The sequence below is a fragment of the Burkholderia sp. A9 genome (assembly GCF_000801975.1).
This window is the reverse complement of record NZ_JSZN01000006.1, coordinates 1-18,994: the sequence shown is the minus strand read 5'-3', so window position 1 is coordinate 18,994 and position 18,994 is coordinate 1. Positions and strand designations below refer to the sequence as shown.

Genomic DNA, 18,994 nt, shown 5'->3' with positions numbered 1-18,994 from the left:
CTCCTGTCCTTGCTGTTTCTTGCCATTGCGTGCCGTGGGGCGTGTGCGTCAGCCGATCTGCACTTCTTCGCGCAGGTCGTGCCAGATGTCCTTGGAAATCTCGATGAAGCGCGGGTCGTAGCGGATCTCCGACGTGACGCGCGGGCGCGGCAGGTCGATCTCGTACACGCGCTTGAGCGTCGCGGGGCGCGCGGTCAGCACGAACACGCGGTCGGCGAGCGCGATCGCCTCCTCGAGATCGTGCGTGACGAACACGACCGAGCCCTTGTTCGCGGACCACAGCTGCAGCAGTTCGTCCTGCATCAGCGTGCGCGTCTGCATGTCGAGCGCGGAGAACGGCTCGTCCATCAGCAGGATTTCCGGCTGGTTGATGAAGGTCTGCGCGAGTGCGACGCGCTTTCTCATCCCGCCGGAGAGTTGATGCGGGTAGTGCTTCGTGAACTTGTCGAGGCCGACCTTGCGGATCCATTCCTCGGCCTGCGTGTACGCGACGTCCTTCGAGCGGCCGCGGAACAGCGGGCCTGCCGCGACGTTGTCGATCACGTTGCGCCACGGGAACACGGCGTCGGCCTGGAACACGAAGCCGATGCGCGGGTCGATCCCGTCGACCGGGCGGCCCATCACGCGCACCTCGCCCGACACCGGCTTGAGCAGCCCGGTGATCATGTTCAGCGTGGTCGACTTGCCGCAGCCGGTCGGCCCGACGATCGCGATGAACTCGCCGCGCGCGACGCTCATGCTGAAGTCGCGCAGCGCGACGGTGGCCTTGCCTTCCGGCGAAATGAAGCGGCACGACACATTGCGAAACTCGATCGCCGGTGTGCTCGGGGAAACTGCCTGGTTCATCGCGTTTGTCCTGCGGGTGAAGAGGGCGTCGCATCGTGGCGACGCCGGGCCGGTCAGCCGGACCGGAACGGGGAACGCGCGGCGGCGGGATCGCCGCCGCCGGCGCCTGTACCGATATCGATTACTTCGCGTTCACGAAATCGTTGGTATAGGTGCGTGCCAGGTCGATATGCTTGCCCTTCACCGACGGATTGAACGCCGACAGCACCTTCAGCACGGTTGCCGGGCCGTCGGCCGGCATCTTCGCGTCGGCCGTGTACATCGGCAGCGACGCCTTCAGCGCGGCCACGTACAGGCTCTTGTCCTTCTGGTAGTCCGCCGGCATCTTCGCGGCGATTTCCTCGGCGCTGTGCGTGTGGATGAACTGCATCGTCTTCGCGAACGCGTGCGCGAGCTTGGTGGCTTCCGCCTTGTGCGAATCGGCCCACGCCGACTGCACGTAGAGGCTCGCGGCCGGGTAGGTGCCGCCGAGCGCGGCGCGCGTGCCGTCGACGGTACGCATGTCGACCATTACCTTTGCCTCGCCCATCTTCTCGAGCGCGGACACCGTCGGTTCGGTCGTCATCCCGGCGTCGATCCGGCCCTGCTTGATCGCGGCGATGAAGCTCGCGTCGGCGCCGACCGGCAGCATCGTGTACTGCGTCGACGGCACGCCGTGCTGCAGCGCCAGGTATTGCGTGAGGAAGCTGGTCGACGAGCCGAGGCCCGTCACGCCGAGCGTCTTGCCTTTCGCGTCGGCCATCGACTTGAACGTGGGCGCGGCCTTGGTCGACACCATCTCGACCTCGCCCGGCACCTGGCCGAACACGGCGATCGCCTTCACGTCCTTGCCCTTGCTCTGCAGGTCGATCGTATGGTCGTAGAAGCCGACGACACCCTGCACGGCGCCCGCCAGCAGCTCGTTCTCGGCGTCGACGCCGGCCGGCTGCGACAGCAGCTCGACGTCGAGCCCTTCAGCCTTGAAGTTGCCGAGTTCCTGCGTGAGCCGCGCGGGCAGGTAGATCAGCTTCGCGATCCCGCCGACCATGATCGTGATCTTGCCGCCGTCATCGGCGAAAGCGGGGTGAGCGGCGAGCGCGCAGCTCAGGCTGGCCGCAACGGCGAGGGTGCGCAGGATGGGTCGCATCGGGGTCGTCTCCTTCGTTGTATTCGTCTGGCGCGATGCTTGCTGCATCGTCACGACGAGTATAGGGAGGCGAAACCTTCCGGTACCTTTCGCGGGCGGGCGATTCCTTTAGGGGTTTTCCAGCAATCTCGTCGAAGCAACCAGCATCCGCCGCTTGCCATGCGCGGTGCGCCGCGCAGGCATCGGCAGAGCCATCAGGTCGCCTATGTGTGTCCGCGCTGGTCTTGTCGCCGATGTGGCAGCAAGACCCGACGCGTGCCGCTTCGCGAGTCAATCGAGCATCGGAATAACGCGATCACGCCGGAGATTCTCTTCCTGAGGCAACGCTCTATCTCGATATTAATCGTACAAGTACTATTTTATTAATAGTATCGAGGTATTAACATTTGGCTTTTTTTAGGAGGGTTAAAAAATGGCATTAACCTTCTTTTTATCTATTTAACATTGTCGGGACTTGGGACTTGCTTCATGACCGCAATTACCATCGCGATCGCAGACGATCATCCCATCGTGGCGGATTGGCTCAAGAGCCTGCCGCATTGGCCTCCCGCCTATCGCATTTTGCATTGCAGCAACAGCGGTGCGATGCTCGTCGAATCGTTGACACGAGCACCTGCCGACATCGTCATCTCCGATTTTGCGATGAGCACGGGGGACAGGGCACTCGACGGATTCATGTTGCTGCGCAAGCTGCGCGAGATCGTGCCGGATGCCCGACGCATACTGTTCACCGCTCAATCGAATCCGAGCGTGTTCGCGGCCGCGACGAAGCTCGGTGTGAGCGCCATCGTCAGCAAGGAGGATGCGGCTGAGGAGGTCGTCCGCGCGTGCCGCTACCTGTGCTCGGGCGGCACCCGCTATTTCTCCCCGACGATTCGCTCGATCATCGCGCAGACCGGGGCGCTGCCCGACCGTGTTCAGTCCGAGCTCAGCCGAAAGGAGCTGGACGTCGTACGCCTGTTCGCTGCGGGTCATTCGCTCGACAGCATCGCCAAGCAACTCGGCTCCTCGGTGAGTACCATTTCGACGCAGAAGCACACGGCGATGCGAAAGCTGCAGGCCGAGACGAACGTTCACCTGCTGCGCTATGCATACGAGAACGGGTTGATCTAACGGCGCCCTCCACATTATCGGTAGATGATCGTAAACGTAGCCGCGCCATTGGCAGTGCCCGGTTTGGCGGTCATGTCTGCCTGGTAGTAGCGGGCAGACAGCGGTACCGAGAAGTTCGACGACCTGGACTGTGACGACGGCGAATCAGCGATTTGCCACGGCGTACCGAGCTGCACCGGCTGGCCGTCGTGCTTGAGCAACTGAATCCCCACGCCGGTCGCCTTGGTCCCGGACGACAGCGCCAACACGCCGTTCGCTGCGTCAAGTGCATTGCCCTCGAGCATCATGTTGACGACGAAGTCGCCGGCAACGCCCGAATCGCACTGAATCCCGACCGCGAAATCCTTCGACGGCGACGTCGAGCCAATGCCGGAGCCGATCCCGCCCGCCTTGCCTAGCGTGTGCGTGCCGAGTTCCACCTGGAGCGAAGGGGTCGTCGTCGTGCAGGTCGTTTGCTGGAACGAGACGTTCTCGAAACCGAACAACATATAGCGCGCACTATCGGACCGTTCATCCGGCGCGGCGATCATCCCGACCAGCACCGACCTCAGCGGGAAATCCGTTGGCGTGGACGGCGTCGGACCGATCTTGACCAACTCGACGTCGACGGTCGTCGTTATCCGCGCCTCGCCGGTCCGCGGGATCATCGTCCCGGTCGGAATCGTCGCATCCCCGTGTCCGCGATTGCCGTTGAAGGTCACGTAAAGCGCGAGCCCGTTGGCGATGAGCTTCGGATCGTCCCGGTAGCGGTAGAACACCGCTTCCATGTTGCCCGACAAAGGCAGCACCTGCCAGCACCTTGCAGAAATCTGGATTCCGCTCTGCTTCCACAGGACTGTATTGATCGGCGCATCCGACGCGATCTTCAGATTTGCGGGCAAAGTCGTGAGTTTCCCGCCCGTCAGGGACTCGCACTTCGCGACCGTGGCCGCCTGAGCGGCCCCGATGCCGGCCGCCCCGAGCAGCAGCGTTGCCGCGATCGCTCGCAGTAGCGTCACGCCGTACCCGCTGCGGCCCCGTATCCTTTTCATCGTGTTGCGTTTCATTGAATTTTCTCCTGCCATCCTCGGTCAAGCGGACGCTCGCCGTTGCGCGCGCTCGCCGGTGACGCCGGCGCGCTTTTCGTCGATTTCACACGGCGCGCTGAGGCGCTCGATACCCGCGGGCATCGCACGCTCGTCGAGCGACGGTAATGCGACCTTGATCGAACATTGCCATGCATCGGCATGACCCCATTTCACGGTCAGCTGCTCGCGCGGCCCCGACAGCCGCGCGTAGATCTGCCCGCCCTGCGACACCATCCCGACGTTGTTACCTGCGCTGTCGAACACCGGCGCGCCCAGCGGCAGCTCCGTGCCGTCGGACGCCTGCGTCTGGATCAGAACCGGGCGCCCCGTGACGGTCGGATAGCGCAGCATCACGATCGCACCGTGGTGCGGCGCGACCTGCTGACTCGTCGATTGCAGCTCGACGTCGGCGGGCAGGCCTCGCGGATCGATCTCGATCGCGTTCAGCCGATAGGGACTCAGGTATGGCACGACCGCGTAGCCACGCGGATCGAGCCGGACGCCGCCATAGCCCGACACCGTCGCACCGTGCGCACGCGGCGCCTCGACGATCGCCATCGTGTCGGATGCATACGGCGTCGCCGTCACGCCGCCCGGATGCGCGACGATCGCACCGCTCAGGCCGAGCGATGCTGACCCGTAGCCGCTTCCCCTGCCGAACGCGCCATGAACCGCCGTGTATGGCGTTCGGTACTGGGCGGCGACGTTGCCGGCATAGGTCGGGCCGGCATTGCGCGCCGCCGACACCGAATAGCTGCCCTCGCTGCCGGCACCGATCAGGCCGGTGACGCTCGCCATCGACGTGACGCCGCTCGTGCCTTCGCGTGCCACATTGACGCTCATCCGTGGCGCACGCACCTTCGGCCCGAGCGGCATCGACACGGTCAGCATGTACTGGGTATCGGTGATGCCGGAGAACGCGCGCGCGCGGTTCGCCGACAGGTTGTAGTCGAACACGCGATAGCGGTTGCTGTAGCCGACCTGGAACTGCGTGTCGGTGCCGCCGCGCCCCCAGTAGTTCTGCGTGTAACCACTCACGTAGAGTTGGCCGCCGCGCTCGCCGAGACGCTGGCTCGCCGTGAGCGACACGCGATTGCGCGCGCGCCACGCAGGCACCGCGGCGACGTCCGTCAGACCGCGCTGCACGTTGTCGACGAACGCCATCGCATTGTTCAGATCGAGGTAGCCGGAAGACGAGAAGCGGTACGCGGCGATCGATATGCTGCTGTTCGTCGCCTCGATCGTCTTGCTGTATGTGACGCGCACGCTCGTCCCGTTCATGTGCTGACCGGACTTCGACGTGAATGCGCCGGACATGTCGATTGCCAGCGCACCGATCGGCATGTTGAATGCGCCGCCCAGCAGCACGTTCTGATAGTTCTCGTTTGCGAGCACACCACCGTACAGCGTCAGCAGGTTATCGATGCCGCGCGTATAGGTCGCCTGCACGATGCGCGGCATGTGCGACAGGCTCCGGTCACGCACCGTGCCGGCGACGAAGTTGAACCGGCTCCGACCGGGGCGCAGCGACTGCGGGACCGCCGCGTACGGCACCTTGAAGCTGCGCTCGCTGCCATCCGCCTCGGTGACGGTCACGTCGAGATCGCCGCCATAGCCGGTCGGATACAGGTCGTCGATCACGAACGGGCCGGGCGGCACCGACGTATCGTAGATGACCGCGCTTTTCTGGCGTACCGTCACGCGCGCATTCGAATTAGCGATGCCTCGAACGACTGGCGCGTAGCCGCGCTGCGAGTCGGGCCACATCCGGTCGTCGGTCGCAATCTGCACGCCGCGGAAGGCGAAGGTGTCGAACACCTCGCCGGAAGTGTTCGCATCGCCGAGCCGGACCCGTGCGTTGAGGGCCTTCAGGTCACGCTGCACGTAGGTATTGATGGCGCCGTAGTTCCGGCCTTCGCGCTGTTGCCAGTTCAGCGCGCCATCGTGCCGGAAGTACCAGCCGCCGATGTTAAGGCCTGCATTTACGCCGAGATACGCGGAGTTCGCGCTGTCACCGTGCGATACGTTGCGGTAGACGTTCGCGTTGTAGCCGAAGATCCCGGCGGTAACGCCGCGGTCCCACATCGACGGGTCGACATAGCCGCGAGCGGTGCGGCGCAGAAGTGCTTGCGGGATCTGGGCGTCGACGCGCGCGGCCGCAGGATCGAGCGACAACGACGCACCGGGCACCAGTTCGTCGAGCGACACGCATGCGCCGGCATCGTCGAGCGTCGCGAGCTGTTCGGCCGGAATGCGGCCGAGGTCGAGGCTGAACTTGTCGAGCAGCCCGCGTGCGACACAGACCTTCGTGACGCCGCTGCCCACTTCCCGCACCGTCACGTCGTCGCGATCGAGCAGCGTGCCGTTCAGATAGAGATCGACGCGATATTGGCCGGGCCAGACCGGGTTGCCTTGTTCGTAGCGCGAAAGATCGATCTCGCTGCCGGGCTCGGACAGCACGAAGTCCGGATTGAATCGCACGCCCAGCGGCGTGTGCTGCTTGGCCGTGCGCTCCCCGAGCCCGGGGTGCGGGTCCGGGGTGGGCGCGAGCGTGTTCGCGGCGACGCCGAGCGGCATCGCAGAACACGCGAACAGCACCATCGCGCACGAGCGGCGCAGAGCGGGCGCAGACGGGCCCGCGCGCGGCGTCGCCGCGCGGCATGCGTGTTCCATGATTGTGTTCCTGATAGTCGGTATGAACGTGCCGGCGGCCGGCGCGACACTGTGGGCGTGGCCCGCTCGTTTGGCGTCAGGGCGCAGGCGTGATCGCCGCTTCCCACTTCGCCTCGGAGCCGAAGTCGTTGATCGTCGAGTAGCCGAGCTTCGTGCCGGCCGGCAGATGGGGAAGAGGGGCGTCGGATGCGAACGTCAGAGATGCGCCAGGCGCGATCATTGCGCCGTCTTTCGTGGTGAACGTGTGGCCGTCGTGTTCGACTCGCGCGCTCAGCACGGTGATGTTGAACCGCGACGGATTGGTCGCACGCAACACATGGCCTTTGCTGTCGTCGGATGGCACGATGGACCACTCGATGGCCTTCGCCGCAGCCGCCGCGCCATCGCCGTCAAGCCCGGCCGGCCGGAAAAACAGCTTGATCCGCGAGCGAAACGCGAGCTGCAGCGCGGTCGTCGACGACGATTCTTCAACTTTCGGCGGAATGTCGAGCACATTCAGCCAGAATACGGACTCCTTGTCCTGCGGAAGCGGATCGCCGGTATAGACGATTCTGACCGTTTGCCCTTTGGCGGGATCGATGCGGAATACGGGCGGCATCAGCACGAACGGTACCTTCACGGTGCCTGGGCGTGACTTGAGATCCCCGGCGTCGATCCATGCCTGCACGAGCGCCGGTTGCTTGCCGGTGTTGTCCATCTTGACGGTGATTTCACGATCGCCCGCCGGATAGATCACGCGTGTGCCGGAAATGATGACGCTTGCCGTCGCCTGCTGCGCGTAGCAAGCGAGCGCGATGCAAATACATGTCGCGACGCGACGCGACATGAACGAGAAAATTGGAAGCATGGTGCGAAAACTCAATGGGCGGGAAACGCCGTCAAGCGGTGTTTCCCGCGGTGTGCAGCTGACGTCCATCGGGCAATGCGCCGACACTGGCGGGCCTGCACGGCATCCGTGCAGATCGGGCGGTGTTGCCGTGCGGCCCGCCAATGTGCGCCGAGGCTTACAGGTAGTCGATCGAGTACGTAACCGACGTGCTCACGCTACCTGCAGTCGTCTCGTCCTTCGCGTAGTACTGCGCGCCATAGACGAGCTTCGCGGCACCATCCTTGAGCGCGACGGGGGTAACGGTGCGCTGGCTGTCGTCACCGACCTTCAGCTCGGCGCCGTATGTGTCGAGCAACTGCACCGCGACATTCGTCGCGGCGCTGGTTGCCGCGCGGTTGATCAGCGTGCCGTCCGAGTTGTCGACGTTCGGGCCGGCTTCGAAGAATGCGCGAACCGAATTGCCTGCGTTCTGGCACTTGCTCAATTCAATCGCGAAGTTCGTCGCGCCCGACACCTTGCCCTTGCTCCCCAGTTGGGCCGCGCCTACCGTCGGAAGCTGGACCGTGCCGTTGTTGTCGGCACCGTTGACCTTGATTTCGCATGACGCGCCGCTCAGTGCGCCGGAGAAGGTCACGGTGCCGTCATAGGCGTGCGCTGCCAGCGGTGCGAATGCCACGATTGCCGTCGCGATCGACGCCAGGGTAAGTTTCTTGCTCATGTTTTGGTTTCCTTAGAAAGTCTCTGGAAATGAAGCACCGACTTTTGATTGTTTCGGCTCGTAAAATTTACATCGATGAAAACACGGCTCACAATCGTAATTCGTCCAGAAATGAATCTTGAACTGCGACGAATGGAGCTTTGTCATCTACCAAACGATCAGTAACACAGGACTGCGAATCGTATCGATCGCAGGGAATTTTTCCGGGGCGGCCACTTACCGCCTCATGGCAAACCGGAACATGACGGCGATGCCTGTCAGCGCCGCCGCGACGACGAACTTTCCGATCGTCTCTACCACGTTCATATTGGCGCTATCGCTCGGAAACGGATTGACGTAGTCGCCCGGGGGTTTCGGCCGGAGGATGTTCGAGATCCAGTCCTGCACGTCCCTGCTCGTCAGTCCACCTGAAACGTCCGCATGTTCGGTAAGATTCAGTTCACGCATGATTCACTCGTACGGTTGAGTTGGAAACGAGCCCCATTGCTCGACGGTGCGTGCCGTGGGGCTCCAGACACGGTCCTGCCCATGGAAAACCCGGGCCGAACGTTTCGATCATTACTTCGGGCTCGGTGCCAGCCAGTCGAAGATGTTTTCCATCATCGTGTTGAAGATCTTGACCGTTTGCTTCTCGTCGTTGATCGCGCCATAGACGACACCGCTGATGGTGCCGGCCACCGCGCCAATGATCATGCCGGCGGCGCCGGTGATCAGGCCGACGCCGAGCAGGCCACCCTGTGAGCCACCTACCACGGCACCCTTGGCCAGTCCGGAGATGAGGCCGGTCAAACCACTCAGCCCCACTGCCCCCATGCGGCTAAAGAATCCGCCGCCGCTCACTTCATCGATTTCCATCGTGGTCAATTCACGCACTTTCGTTCTCCTTAAAGTAACGTGTTACCGGTCTTTGCGGGCCGGACCGGTAGCGGCCGCCGCTGCCGTATGCAGCGGGAATGACGTGCGCGGTACCGCGCTATGCCGGTTGTGGCGCGAACAATGCGCCGAGGTCGAGTTCATGCGCGCTGCCCTGCGCCAGCCGGACGACCCGGTCCGCGCTGCGAATGGTTTCCGGGCGGTGCGCGACGATGATCCGCGTGACATTCATCGCCCGCACCGCATCGCTGATGAGCCGTTCGCGCTCGACGTCGAGATGGCTCGTCGCCTCGTCAAGGATCAGGATCGCAGGCTTGCGATAAAACGCACGGGCGAGCAGCACGCGCTGGCACTGGCCGCCAGACAGGGACGAACCCATGTCTCCGACGAGGCTCTGGTATCCCATCGGCATCGCGTTGATGTCGTCGTGAATCTGCGCGAGCCGCGCGGCCTCTTCGATGTGCGCCTGATCGGGCTGCGGATCGAAAAAACAGATGTTGTCGGCGATCGAGCCGGCGAACAGGATGTCGTCCTGCATCACGCAACCGATCTGTTCGCGATACCCATGCAGCCCGAGCTTGCGGATGTCGGTACCGTTGATCATCACGCTGCCTTGTTCCGGCGTCAGCAGGCCGAGCAGAAGCTTCGCCATCGTCGTCTTGCCCTGGCCGGACGGGCCGACGAGTGCGACCGATTCGCCAGGCGCGATGGAGAACGAGCAATCTTCGAGTACCCACGGCTCGGTTTCCGCGTAGCGGAAGCTCACGCCGGACACTTCGATGGACGGCGCCGGATCGCGGCCCGCGCGCGCCGGTTCGCGTGGAACCTTCGCTTCCATGTCGGGCTCGACGTCGGTCAGCACGATGTCGGCGAGACGTTCGCCGTGCAGGCGCAGCATGCGGAAATCGATGACCGCGCCAATGAGGCCCGCGCCGCGCGCCATGAACTGGTCGGCAAAGCTGACGAACGCGACGAGCATCCCCGCCGAGAGCTGCCCGTCGAGAACCTGCCTGGCGGCCAGCCATACCAGTATCACGCGGCCCGCGCCGGAAATGACGCCCTGCAGCGTCGAGAAGCCGATCGACAGCCGCTGGATCGCGACGTTCCTGTTGGTGGTCTCGACGACCGCATTCGCATAGGTCGCGACGCGCGCTTCCTGCTTGTTCGCGAGCTTGATTGCCTGCACGCCGCGGATCGACTCGAGCAGGTTCGACTGCGCGCGTGCATCGTAGATGATCTGTTCCTCGTTCGCCTGCCGGAACGGCCGGTACGCGACCCATCGGATCAACCCGTACGTGGCGAACAGGCCGAGCACGAGCCACGTCAGCGTGGTGCTGTAGAGGAACAGCATCGCGAGCGTGACGATCGCCATCACGCCGTCGAGTAGCGCGCCGACGAATTGCGTGGTCAGCGTGCTCTGAATCGAGCCGATCGCGCCGAACCGCGACACCACGTCGCCGATGTGACGCTGTTCGAAATACGTCATCGGCAGTTTGAACAGGTGCGCGCAGACGTTCGCCGTCCATTGCACGCCGAGCAGGCTGGAGAACCACGTCACCACCCACGAGCGCAGCGCCGACACTGCGTTCTGGAACAGTACAACGAGCAAAAAGCCGATGCCGAGCAGGGTGAGCAGGTCGGCGTCGGCCGACACCAGCACCTGATCCATCACCCACTGCATGTAGAACGGCGTGACAATGCCGAACACCTCCAGTGCCGCCGACAGCAGCAGGACTTGTGCCAACGTTGCGCGAATGCCGGTCACACTGCCGATCAGCTTCGCCATCGAAATCGACTCGCGTGCCTGCGCACGCTTGAACGAAGGCGACGGCATCAGCTCCAGCGCGACACCGGTGAAGTGCTCCGAAACCTCCGCGAGCGGAACGTCGCGGATGCCTCGCGCCGGATCGTGGATCGTGATCTTGCCGCGCGACACGGACTTCAGCACCACGAAGTGGTTCATGTCCCAATGCAGGATGCACGGGCGGCGCAATTTGGCCAGCTCGTCGATCTCGAGCCGCAGCGCGCGCGACGCGAGGCCGAGACGGTGCGCAATCAGCATCACGTCGCCGAGCGTCGCACCCTTCAGCGACGGGGGGAAGCGGCGACGCAGGCTGACCAGGTCGATGTCGTGGCCAAAATAGCCCGCAACCATACCGACACAGGCCAGTCCGCATTCGGCCGCCTGGGTCTGCAGCATGTTAGGCAAGCGGCGGCGCCAGCCGAACTGCAGGGCATCCATCCATTTCATCGTTCAATCAGCTCCGTAGCGAATGCGTGTGTGCGTGACAGGGGCGTGGTCCTGCCGTCATGCGGAAGTCCGTCGGCCGAGTGCGTATAGCGGCTCGAGTACCCACTCGATCAGCCTGCGTTTGTCGATCAGCACATCGGCCTCCAGCGCCATGCCGGGGCGCAATTGTTCGTGCTTGCCGTATGCGTCGATGTCCTGGCGGTCGAGTGCCACGATCACGCGGTAAAGCTGCTCCTGCACGTTGCTGCGGCCAGTGAGGTTCGAGACCTCCTGCGGTGACAACGCGGTGCGCGACACTTCGGTCACGCGCCCGAACTGCTGGCCGAATTTCTGGAACGGGTAGGCTTCGTAGCGCAACACGACGCGCGCACCGGTCCTCACGAACCCGATCGCTCGGCTCGGTACCATCAGCTGCGCCTCCAGCAGCGCTCCTTGTGGCAGCAGCGACACGACCGACTGGCCGGCGTTGACGATCTGCCCGGGCTTCGCCAGCAGCGCGGCGACGACGCTTGCCTGCGGCGCGCGCAGAATTGCCGCGCGGCGCGCCTCGTTTTCCGCGATCGACTGATCGACCTCGGCGAGCTTCCGCTCGATGTCGTTCTGCTGGTTGCGCGCGTTGAGCGGCAGTTCCCGAAGCTGCTGTCGGGCCTGGTCGAGCTGCTGCGTGACCTCAAGCCGCTGGCGCGCGAGATCCTGCAGCCTGGCCCGGGCGTCGAGCAACACGCCTTCTTGCTGTTCGACCTGGCTGTTCGACGCGTAGCCTTGCTCACGCATCGATTGCAGCTTGTCGAGCTGACGCTCGGTGAGTTCGACCTGGCGCGTCCGCTGGTTCTTTTGCAGCGCGATTTGTGCAAGCTGATCGTCCAGCGCCGTCGCACGCGCCAGCAGGCCGCGCCGCGCCTCGCCGCTCAGTTGCGACTGGCTCGCAAGGTCGGTCTCGAGGCGCGAACGCTGGAACTTCAGCTGTCGACCGACCGTCTCGCGCGTACCGCCGAGCTCCGTTGCCACTTCGGCGGACACCGCCATCAGCTCGTCGCCGGCCGCTACGGTCTGACCTTCGCGCACCCGCAGGTCGATTACGGTACCCATCATCGGCGGCGCTACCGACAGCAGCCCCCTCGCAGGCAGCAACTGGCCCTCGACGCGCTCGCGTTTCGTGTACGTACCGAACACGAGAAACGCGACGATCGTGAGCGTGAGCGCAGTCGCGACACCGATCATCAACCAGCGCCACGGGGGCGAATAAAGGCTGACGGTGCCCATCAGCTTGTGCTTGGTCGCGTCGAGCGCTTCCTGCCGGAACAATGAATCAGTCATGGGCCACCGGGACACAGTGATCGATTGGAGGAGATACGGAAAGGGAGCTGGCCGCTCAGCAAGCGATAGCGGACATGTCGACGTCGCTGAGCGTGCCGAGCGCGGCGGACAGCTGCAACCGCGCGCGCAGATAGCGATAGCGGGATTCCGCGAGGTCACGGGTCGCCTCGAAGTAGCGCTGCTGGGCGTTCAGTTCATCGATCTGCGTACGCAGTCCCACTTCACGACCATGATGGGTCGACTGAACCATGCCGGCCGCGGACGCGAGCGCACGCTCTCGAGCGCGGATCAATGCCAGGCCGTTGGTGATGCCGAGATGCGCGCTGCGTGCGCGTTCGCGCGCCTTGCGACGGGCGTCTTCGAGCGCATCACGCGCCTGGTTGCGCCGTCGGTAGGCTTCACGGCTGGCTGACAACTGACCGCCACCGGCAAACAAAGGGATCGTTACGGTCACACCGATCACGGACGAGCGCGTCTTCGACGTTGTCCCGAAAATGTCGTCCAGACCGTTCTGATCGGCGCCCCGGCTCCAGTTCGTCCCGTAGCTCGCCTGCAGATTGACAACGGGCAGGTTGGCGCCCGTCGCGGCAACGACGTCGGCGCCGGACTGATTCAACTGCTTCTCCGCGATACGTACGTCAACGTTGAAGCGGGCGGCTTCGTCCACCGCAGTCGCGAGATCCACGGGCACCGCCGGCGCGCTGCACTGCCACGCGATCGGCGCGATGTCGCCCGGCGCCAGCCCGGTGAGCCGTCGCAGCGTGCCGCCGGCGATTTCGAGGTCCGTCTGCGCGCCGACCTTGCGTGCGAGCGCGTCGTCCAGATTCGCTCGCGCTTCGTCGACGTCGGTTCGCGTGCCGTCGCCGAGTTCCAGCGCAGCCTGCGCCTGATCGAGTTGCTTCTGGAAGGCCAGCTGTGCAGCGTCAGACGCCTGCAGCACGTCGCGTGAGTACAGCGTGTCGAAGTACGCGTCGGAGACGTCGACGAGCAACGCCTGTTCGGCTTTCTCGTATTCGACCTCGGCCTGGTCCGACAGTGCGCCGCCACGCCTGAAATCGGCGATCCGCGTCATGTCGAAAATGGGCTGCGTGAGCGTGGCGGCCATGTTGTGGCGCCGAACGGCCGCCGCATACGCCGCGGTGGGCTGATCCTGCCTCGTATAGCTGCCTTCGAGCTGCACACGCGGCAACAAGCCGGCCAAGCCCTGCCAGCGCTTTTCCCGGCCTGCGAGCCGGGCCTCGCGCGCGGCGGCCACACCGGAATCGAATGTGCGGGCAGCATTCACCGCATCGAGCAGGGTAGCCGCCTGGGTCGGCAATGCAGCCGCAAGCCATCCGAGCGCGGCGAGCAATGGTATGAGTCGACTGAATATCATCTGTAACAGCACGTGGCGACGGTCTCGTCGAACACGTAGCGATCTCTGCTTCGTCCTTAATGGAACGAATTATTCAGTGTCGCCTTTCACAGTGATATCGCAGTTCGTCCATTTTCGAATGAGGCTCATCCGATACCGGTCGGAAGCTGGCGTGGCCCGCTACCGCCACCCGACCAGCACCCTTCCCATCGCAACGAGCCCCATGGCGAACAGGTGCGACACGAACGGCACGAGGTTCGGGATCATCAGTTGCACGAGCAACAGCCCGACCAGCATCGTGACGGGAAAGCCGATCTGGAAGATGCCGATCTGCGGCGCCGCGCGGTTCAGGATCCCGAGCGCGAGGTTCGCGATCAGCAGCGCCGCGACCACCGGCAGCGCGAGCAGCAGCCCCATCTCGAACACGGTCGCGCCGAACGCGGCGAGCGTGCGCCAGCCGGGCGCGTGCAGCAAATCGGTCGACACCGGGAGCGACTGGAACGACGCGGCGAGCGCCGCGAACACCTGCAGGTGGCCGTCCACCGCGAGGAACGCGAGCATCGCAATTGCGTTCAGGAAGCGGCCCATCACGGGCGTCGCGCCGCTCGAATGCGGGTCGAAGAAGGTCGCGAAGCCGAGCCCCATCGACAGGCCAATGAAGTCGCCGGCCGCCTCGACGGCCGCGAACACGAGCTGCATCGTGAAGCCCAGCGCGGCGCCGATCAGGAACTGCGTGACGACGATCCAGATGCCCTGCGCGGAGAACACGGTGACGGCCGGCATCGCGCCGAGCGTCGGCGCGACGACCAGCGCCATGAACGCGGCGATGCCGATCTTCACGCGCACCGGCACGGCCGCGTGGCCGACCACGGGCGCCGTCGCGACGAGCGCGAGCATCCGCACGAACGGCCACAGGAAGGCGGTCAGCCAGCCGTTGAGCTGCGCGTAGGTAACCGTGAACATCGCGGTCGAAGCGTGCCGTGCGCGCCGGTCAGCCGGCGCCGAGCGTCGCGACGTGCAGCAGCGTCTGCCGCAGGTAGTCGAGCATCGTCGTCAGCATCCACGGGCCGGCGATCACCAGCGTCGCGGCCACCGCGAGCAGCTTCGGGATGAACGACAGCGTCGATTCGTTGATCTGCGTCGCGGCCTGGAACAGGCTCACGACGAGGCCGACCACAAGTGCGACCAGCAGCAGCGGGGCGGAGAGCAGCAGGCCGACCACCATTGCCTGGTGCGCCAGCGTCATCACCTGTTCGGGCGTCATCGCGCGATTCCTCCGCTTACGTGAAGCTCTGCGCGAGCGAGCCGATCAGGAGCTGCCAGCCGTCGACCAGTACGAACAGCATCAGCTTGAACGGCAGCGACACCGTGGACGGCGACACCATCATCATCCCCATCGACATCAGCACGCTCGCGACGACCATGTCGATGATCAGGAACGGGATGAAGATCGTGAAGCCGATCTGGAAGCCGGTCTTCAGCTCGCTCGTGACGAACGCGGGCACCAGCAGCGACAGCGGCACGTCTTCCGGACCCTGCATCGGCGCGGCCTTCGAGATCTTCGCGAACAGCGCGAGATCGGTCTCGCGGGTCTGCTTCAGCATGAAGGTCTTGAACGGCGCGACGCCGCGCTGAACGGCCTGCTCCATCGGCATCGAGCCGTCGGAGAACGGCTTGTAGCCGTCGGTGTAGGCGCGGTCGAGCACCGGCGACATCACGAAGAAGGTGAGGAACATCGCGAGGCCGACCAGCACCTGGTTCGGCGGCGTCGTCGCGGTGCCGAGCGCCTGGCGCAGCAGCGACAGCACGATGATGATGCGCGTGAAGCTCGTCATCATCAGCAGCATCGCCGGCAGGAACGACAGCATCGTGAGCAGCAGCATCGTCTGCACGCTCAGCGAATAGGTGGTGCCGCCGTTCGGGCCCGGGCTCGTGTTGAACGCGGGCAGGCCGGCCGCCTGCGCGCACGCGAGCGCGGGAGCGAGGCCGAGGATCAGCACGGGCGCGAAGCGCGCCGCGCGACGCAGGAATTGGTGTTTCATCGGAATGCAGGAACGGAAAGAGGGCACGACGCCATGTCAGCGGTCCTTGCCGCGTCCGAAGCGCTTCGCGGCTTCGCCCGCGAGCGCGTCGCGAAACCGTGCGCCGAAGGTGCCGGGCTGGCCGCGTTCGGCCGAGGCGGCGCCGGCGGGGGCGTCGGTCGAAGCCGCAGCCGAGCCGGCCGGCAGCGTATGCAGCAGCCGCACGTTGCCCGGCGCGACGCCGAGCACGAGCCAGGTATCGCCGATCTCCACGATCGTCGCGCTTTCCTTCGCGCCGAGCCCGACGCTCGACACGACCTTCAGCGGGCCGCCACGCCGCGCGGGCTGGAACCCGAAGCGGCGCGCAAGCCACGCGCAGCCGAACACGAGGCCGATCACGACCGCGAGCCCGACCAGCGTTTGCAGCACCGCGCCGACGCCGAGCGACGGCGCGGCCGACCCGACCATCACGCCCGACGCGATCGCGCCGGCGTTGTTCACCGCGTTCATGTCGGCGGCGCCGGCCGGCGCGCACGCGAGCGATGCGGCGATGGCCACCGCCGCCGCGATTGCGCGGCGGCCGGGCTTCGCGACGTTCATCGATTCAGCTTCCGGATACGTTCGGCCGGCGTGATGATGTCGGTCAGCCGGATGCCGAACTTGTCGTTGACGACCACGACCTCGCCCTGCGCGATCAGGCAGCCGTTCACGAGCACGTCCATCGGCTCGCCGGCGAGGCCGTCGAGCTCGACGACCGAACCCTGCGCGAGCTGCAGCAGGTTGCGGATCGCGATCTTCGTGCGGCCGAGTTCCACGGTCATCTTGACCGGGATGTCGAGAATCATCTCGATGTCGTTGTGCGTCGAGCTGGCCGCGGCCTTCGACAGCGGCTGGAACACGCCGGCGCCGGTCGCGCCTGCCTGCACCGGCTGCTGGTTCTGCTCGGCGAGCGCGGCAGCCCAGTCGTCCATGCCCGGATCTTCTTCCGCGTCGGCGGGTGCCGCCAGCGCGGCCGCAGCCGATTCCGCGAGTGCCGCGTCGGCGAGCGCCTGCGGGTCGAGTTCGGGCGTCGGGTTCAGCTCACTCATATCCACCTTCCTTCATCGTTTCGCCCGCGCTGATCATCTTCTGCACGCGCAACGCATATTGACCATTGAAAATGCCGTAGCCGCATTCCATCACCGGCACGCCGTCGACCTTCGCGGTGATCGTTTCCGCGATGTCCAGCGGCAGCACGTCGCCCGCGCGCAGGTTCAGGATCTTCTCGAACGTCGACGGGATCTCGGCGAGATCCGCGCTCAGCTCGACCTCGGCCGACTGCACCTGCTGCGACAGCACGCGCACCCAGCGGCGGTCGACTTCGAGCGCCTCGCCCTGGATCGGCGAGCTCAGCACGTCGCGGATCGGCTCGATCATCGAGTACGGCATGCAGATGTGCAGGGTGCCGCCCGTCGGCCCGAACTCGATCGAGAACTGCGTGACGATCACGATCTCGTTCGGCGTCGCGACGTTCGCGAACTGCGTGTGCATCTCCGAGCGCACGAATTCGAACTGCAGCGGCCGCACGCTCTTCCACGCGGTCGTGTAGTGCTCGAACACGAGGTTCAGCAGCCTGCCGATGATCCGCTGCTCGGTGGCCGTGAAATCGCGGCCCTCGACGCGCGTGTGAAAGCGCCCGTCGCCGCCGAACAGGTTGTCGACGACGAAGAACACGAGGTTCGGGTCGAACACGAACAGCGACGTGCCGCGCAACGGCTTCACGTGCACCAGGTTCAGGTTCGTCGGGATCGGCAGGTTGCGGGTGAACTCGCTGTACTTCTGCACCTTCACCTGGCTCACGGAGATTTCCGCCGTGCGCCGCATGAAGTTGAAGATGCCGATCCGCAGCAAGCGCGCGAAGCGGTCGTTGATGATCTCGAGGCCGGGCATCCGGCCGCGGACGATCCGCTCCTGCGTCGCGATGTTGTAGGGGCGGACGCCCGACGTGTCGCGCTTCTCGTCGACCGTGTCGGTTTCGCCCGTGACGCCCTTGAGGAGGGCGTCGACCTCCTCCTGGGACATGAACTCCTGGTGGCCCATGCGCGCTCCTTTTGCGGCCGCGTTACTGGACGACGAATTCGGTGAACAGCACGTCGTCGACCTTCGCGCGCTGATTGCCCGGCTGCGTCGGCTGCTCGATCAGGTCCCGCAGTTCCTTCGCGAGTGCATGCTTGCCGTCCGGCGTCGCGAGCTCCTCGGGATGCTTGTTCGACAGCGCGAGCAGGATCCGGCTGCGGATTTCCGGCATCCGCGCGGTCAGCTGCTCCTGCGCCTTCGGGTCGGTGAGCTTCAGCGACAGGCCGACGCGCAGGTAGTGCTGCACGCCGTCTTCAGACTGCAGGTTCACGGTCAGCGGGTCGAGCGGAAAGAACACCGGCGCGGCGAGCGGCGCCGGTTCGGCGGGCGCGCTCGCATGGCCGACGCCCGCCTTGCTCAGGAACACGTACGTGCCGCCCGCGGCGGCAGCCGCCGCGCCCAGCGCGATGACGGCGATGAGCGCGATGCGCTTGAACTTGCCGGACGAAGCCGGCCTGTCGGCAGTCGGGTTTGCGGTCGTGGAGGCCATGTGAATGCGTGCGTGATGTCTCGTAGCATGCATTGTTCGGCATCCGGGCCGAGCGCGATGGGCGGAAAAGAGGGGGGATTTGCGGCTATCTCAGCCGATTGTCGGCCGGGTGTCGGCTCGATGCAGGGTAGGAACGGCGGGGGAACACGTACGTGCCGCCCGCGGCGGCAGCCGCCGCGCCCAGCGCGATGACGGCGATGA

Annotated in this window: 19 protein-coding genes; 1 reads left to right on the top strand and 18 read right to left on the bottom strand. The window is 65.1% G+C overall.

What is annotated here, in order from left to right:
- Positions 1-48: 48 nt before the first annotated feature.
- Both PI86_RS03725 and PI86_RS03720 read right to left on the bottom strand, forming a co-directional pair.
- Entirely contained in the window at positions 49-846 is a 798-nt protein-coding gene (locus tag PI86_RS03725) for an ABC transporter ATP-binding protein (RefSeq protein ID WP_014895425.1), read from the bottom strand.
- A 121-nt stretch (positions 847-967) separates the two neighbouring features.
- The gene (locus tag PI86_RS03720) at positions 968-1,972 is read right to left on the bottom strand and encodes an ABC transporter substrate-binding protein (protein ID WP_014895426.1); all 1,005 of its coding nucleotides are present in this window, start codon (positions 1,970-1,972) and stop codon (positions 968-970) included.
- Positions 1,973-2,440: 468 nt separating this feature from the next.
- Here PI86_RS03720 and PI86_RS03715 point away from each other — a divergent pair, with 468 nt between their 5' ends.
- The gene (locus PI86_RS03715) at positions 2,441-3,085 is read left to right on the top strand and encodes a response regulator transcription factor (RefSeq protein ID WP_039318850.1); all 645 of its coding nucleotides are present in this window, start codon (positions 2,441-2,443) and stop codon (positions 3,083-3,085) included.
- A 14-nt stretch (positions 3,086-3,099) separates the two neighbouring features.
- On the opposite strand, the gene PI86_RS15660 is transcribed toward PI86_RS03715, so the two are convergent.
- The 16 genes from PI86_RS15660 to fliL all read right to left on the bottom strand — a co-directional run bounded on the left by PI86_RS15660 (position 3,100) and on the right by fliL (position 18,826).
- The gene (locus PI86_RS15660) at positions 3,100-4,131 is read right to left on the bottom strand and encodes a fimbrial protein (protein WP_052319357.1); all 1,032 of its coding nucleotides are present in this window, start codon (positions 4,129-4,131) and stop codon (positions 3,100-3,102) included.
- A 24-nt stretch (positions 4,132-4,155) separates the two neighbouring features.
- Positions 4,156-6,825, bottom strand: coding sequence for a fimbria/pilus outer membrane usher protein (locus tag PI86_RS03705; RefSeq protein ID WP_052319356.1), 2,670 nt, complete (start codon positions 6,823-6,825; stop codon positions 4,156-4,158).
- Between the two features lie 76 nt (positions 6,826-6,901).
- Positions 6,902-7,816 carry a fimbrial biogenesis chaperone gene (locus tag PI86_RS03700; RefSeq protein ID WP_235362682.1) on the bottom strand — a complete coding sequence of 305 codons (915 nt, stop codon included), beginning with the start codon at positions 7,814-7,816 and terminating at the stop codon, positions 6,902-6,904.
- A 13-nt stretch (positions 7,817-7,829) separates the two neighbouring features.
- A complete protein-coding gene (locus PI86_RS03695; protein ID WP_039318848.1) occupies positions 7,830-8,372 on the bottom strand; it encodes a fimbrial protein in 543 nt (180 codons plus the stop codon).
- A gap of 216 nt (positions 8,373-8,588) precedes the next feature.
- The gene (locus PI86_RS03690) at positions 8,589-8,819 is read right to left on the bottom strand and encodes a hypothetical protein (RefSeq protein WP_039318847.1); all 231 of its coding nucleotides are present in this window, start codon (positions 8,817-8,819) and stop codon (positions 8,589-8,591) included.
- Between the two features lie 111 nt (positions 8,820-8,930).
- Positions 8,931-9,245: a hypothetical protein gene (locus PI86_RS03685; RefSeq protein WP_039318846.1), complete on the bottom strand. Its 315-nt coding sequence runs from the start codon at positions 9,243-9,245 to the stop codon at positions 8,931-8,933.
- 100 nt (positions 9,246-9,345) lie between these two features.
- Positions 9,346-11,487, bottom strand: coding sequence for a peptidase domain-containing ABC transporter (locus PI86_RS03680; protein WP_235362681.1), 2,142 nt, complete (start codon positions 11,485-11,487; stop codon positions 9,346-9,348).
- 66 nt (positions 11,488-11,553) lie between these two features.
- Positions 11,554-12,813, bottom strand: a complete 1,260-nt coding sequence (locus tag PI86_RS03675) for an HlyD family secretion protein (RefSeq protein ID WP_039318844.1) — start codon at positions 12,811-12,813, stop codon at positions 11,554-11,556.
- 55 nt (positions 12,814-12,868) lie between these two features.
- Positions 12,869-14,164 (bottom strand): TolC family outer membrane protein, encoded by a 1,296-nt coding sequence (locus tag PI86_RS03670; RefSeq protein WP_235362680.1) that lies wholly within the window; start codon positions 14,162-14,164, stop codon positions 12,869-12,871.
- A 183-nt stretch (positions 14,165-14,347) separates the two neighbouring features.
- The gene (gene fliR / locus PI86_RS03665) at positions 14,348-15,130 is read right to left on the bottom strand and encodes a flagellar biosynthetic protein FliR (protein ID WP_039318842.1); all 783 of its coding nucleotides are present in this window, start codon (positions 15,128-15,130) and stop codon (positions 14,348-14,350) included.
- Positions 15,131-15,158: 28 nt separating this feature from the next.
- Positions 15,159-15,431 (bottom strand): flagellar biosynthesis protein FliQ, encoded by a 273-nt coding sequence (gene fliQ, locus PI86_RS03660; protein ID WP_014895439.1) that lies wholly within the window; start codon positions 15,429-15,431, stop codon positions 15,159-15,161.
- A 16-nt stretch (positions 15,432-15,447) separates the two neighbouring features.
- Complete coding sequence (fliP, locus tag PI86_RS03655; protein ID WP_014895440.1) at positions 15,448-16,209, bottom strand: flagellar type III secretion system pore protein FliP; 762 nt, start codon at positions 16,207-16,209, stop codon at positions 15,448-15,450.
- Positions 16,210-16,245: 36 nt separating this feature from the next.
- Positions 16,246-16,788, bottom strand: coding sequence for a flagellar biosynthetic protein FliO (fliO, locus tag PI86_RS03650; protein ID WP_039318838.1), 543 nt, complete (start codon positions 16,786-16,788; stop codon positions 16,246-16,248).
- Complete coding sequence (fliN, locus tag PI86_RS03645) at positions 16,785-17,276, bottom strand: flagellar motor switch protein FliN (protein WP_039318836.1); 492 nt, start codon at positions 17,274-17,276, stop codon at positions 16,785-16,787. The genes fliO and fliN overlap by 4 nt, the downstream gene beginning before the upstream one ends.
- Complete coding sequence (fliM, locus tag PI86_RS03640) at positions 17,269-18,267, bottom strand: flagellar motor switch protein FliM (protein WP_039318834.1); 999 nt, start codon at positions 18,265-18,267, stop codon at positions 17,269-17,271. Before fliM ends, fliN begins: the two co-directional genes overlap by 8 nt.
- Before the next feature lie 22 nt (positions 18,268-18,289).
- Positions 18,290-18,826 carry a flagellar basal body-associated protein FliL gene (gene fliL / locus PI86_RS03635; RefSeq protein ID WP_052319354.1) on the bottom strand — a complete coding sequence of 179 codons (537 nt, stop codon included), beginning with the start codon at positions 18,824-18,826 and terminating at the stop codon, positions 18,290-18,292.
- Between the last annotated feature and the right edge of the window lie 168 nt (positions 18,827-18,994).

Excerpts from the sequence above, each read along its gene's own strand:
- fliQ (WP_014895439.1), bottom strand. The coding sequence starts at position 15,431 with ATGACGCCCGAACAGGTGATGACGCTGGCGCACCAGGCAATGGTGGTC.
- fliL (WP_052319354.1), bottom strand. The coding sequence starts at position 18,826 with ATGCATGCTACGAGACATCACGCACGCATTCACATGGCCTCCACGACC.
- PI86_RS03680 (WP_235362681.1), bottom strand. The coding sequence starts at position 11,487 with ATGGATGCCCTGCAGTTCGGCTGGCGCCGCCGCTTGCCTAACATGCTG.
- fliM (WP_039318834.1), bottom strand. The coding sequence starts at position 18,267 with ATGGGCCACCAGGAGTTCATGTCCCAGGAGGAGGTCGACGCCCTCCTC.
- fliR (WP_039318842.1), bottom strand. The coding sequence starts at position 15,130 with ATGTTCACGGTTACCTACGCGCAGCTCAACGGCTGGCTGACCGCCTTC.
- PI86_RS03695 (WP_039318848.1), bottom strand. The coding sequence starts at position 8,372 with ATGAGCAAGAAACTTACCCTGGCGTCGATCGCGACGGCAATCGTGGCA.
- PI86_RS03720 (WP_014895426.1), bottom strand. The coding sequence starts at position 1,972 with ATGCGACCCATCCTGCGCACCCTCGCCGTTGCGGCCAGCCTGAGCTGC.
- PI86_RS03715 (WP_039318850.1), top strand. The coding sequence starts at position 2,441 with ATGACCGCAATTACCATCGCGATCGCAGACGATCATCCCATCGTGGCG.
- fliO (WP_039318838.1), bottom strand. The coding sequence starts at position 16,788 with ATGAACGTCGCGAAGCCCGGCCGCCGCGCAATCGCGGCGGCGGTGGCC.
- PI86_RS03675 (WP_039318844.1), bottom strand. The coding sequence starts at position 12,813 with ATGACTGATTCATTGTTCCGGCAGGAAGCGCTCGACGCGACCAAGCAC.
- fliP (WP_014895440.1), bottom strand. The coding sequence starts at position 16,209 with ATGAAACACCAATTCCTGCGTCGCGCGGCGCGCTTCGCGCCCGTGCTG.
- fliN (WP_039318836.1), bottom strand. The coding sequence starts at position 17,276 with ATGAGTGAGCTGAACCCGACGCCCGAACTCGACCCGCAGGCGCTCGCC.
- PI86_RS03690 (WP_039318847.1), bottom strand. The coding sequence starts at position 8,819 with ATGCGTGAACTGAATCTTACCGAACATGCGGACGTTTCAGGTGGACTG.
- PI86_RS15660 (WP_052319357.1), bottom strand. The coding sequence starts at position 4,131 with ATGAAACGCAACACGATGAAAAGGATACGGGGCCGCAGCGGGTACGGC.
- PI86_RS03705 (WP_052319356.1), bottom strand. The coding sequence starts at position 6,825 with ATGGAACACGCATGCCGCGCGGCGACGCCGCGCGCGGGCCCGTCTGCG.
- PI86_RS03725 (WP_014895425.1), bottom strand. The coding sequence starts at position 846 with ATGAACCAGGCAGTTTCCCCGAGCACACCGGCGATCGAGTTTCGCAAT.